Origin of the sequence: Sulfolobus sp. B1, assembly GCF_007050195.1 — an archaeon.
Lineage (GTDB): Archaea > Thermoproteota > Thermoprotei_A > Sulfolobales > Sulfolobaceae > Saccharolobus.
Genome location: NZ_QIMI01000260.1, coordinates 1 through 1,197, shown reverse-complemented (window position 1 = coordinate 1,197; position 1,197 = coordinate 1). Strand labels below are relative to the sequence as shown.

Genomic DNA, 1,197 nt, shown 5'->3' with positions numbered 1-1,197 from the left:
ATCCCTGAAAAATACACTAAGTAATGTGAAATCATGTAAATTGCTGGGCTCTTAAATTCTAAACTTTCAACATAGGGATTAAAGGCGATTACGAGTAGTATCATTGGTAATATTAGAGGTTTAAGGGATAACTTCTTATCTTTAATCAGGCTTATCATCTGTGAATATAATCTTTTTTCATTAATTTATTTGTTATCGTCAAATAGTCGATCTTCGTCATATACACAATTTGCCATAATGTTATTCATGTTTTTCCCATCAACTACTGTGTTAATTCCATTAGTTGAATAAAATTCTGCTTCTCTTCAACCACTGTAGGTAATGTGATTTAAGTCTTTTATATAAATTTTTTCTGATAAGTGTGTATATGACAATAATATGATGCAATCATCTAATTTATAGCTATTTATTTGAGGAGCAAAATATCTTGCTCACTTAGCATGTCCTAACATAAGTTTTCCACGTCGAACACGCGATCTATTAGGTTAGAGTAGCGGTTGTTCACACTTGTTTTCCAGTTATCTTTAAAAATTTTTTATTTTATCGTTGTATTATATTTTCACTTTTTAACGCCCTAAAAAATTATCGGTAAATTCTCCTTGATTTCTCCCTTATTATTGAATTTAAATATAAATCATGAAATGAAATAAAAAGTTTTTATAAAATACACGCTTATAAAAGAAATTGTTTAACGTTTATGTTATAGAATCCTTTGAGAATCCTCTCCACGTTCCCTTAACTACCCAAACAGGCTCATTTGGGTTAAAGTACTCTTCCCCTTTAACCTTTAGCTCCTCTACTAATTTCTCATTTACATCTACACCTATTCCAGGCTTATTAGGTACAATAGCATATCCATCCTTTATTGGAGTACCATCAAAGATTAGCTCCCTTTTCCACTTAGGAAACCAGTCATAAAACGACTCCTGAATGTACAGATTAGGTATTGATGCGTCTAGTTGAAGTGTTGCTGCATTTAATATAGGTCCTTGTGCGTTATGAAAAGCCATCTGAACGTCGAAAATTTCAGCTACTCCTACAACTTTCTTAGCCTCAGTAATTCCACCAATTCTATATAGGTCAATCTGAAGGTAATCTACCAGCTCTTCTTTTAAGAATATTAAGGCTTGATGCTTATTTATTATTCTTTCTCCTAGTGCTATTTTTAGGTTTGTGTTTTTTCTGTATTTTTTTAGT

General features: G+C 31.5%; 2 protein-coding genes. Both read right to left on the bottom strand.

The features are described 5' to 3' along the window. Positions 1 to 104 (bottom strand): DUF1404 family protein (locus tag DMP16_RS10035; protein ID WP_255446878.1); only part of this gene is annotated, 104 nt, incomplete at its 3' end. A gap of 591 nt (positions 105 to 695) precedes the next feature. Beyond that, positions 696 to 1,197, bottom strand: a 502-nt coding sequence (locus DMP16_RS10030; protein WP_304948046.1) for an enolase C-terminal domain-like protein, incomplete at its 5' end; no start/stop codon positions are given.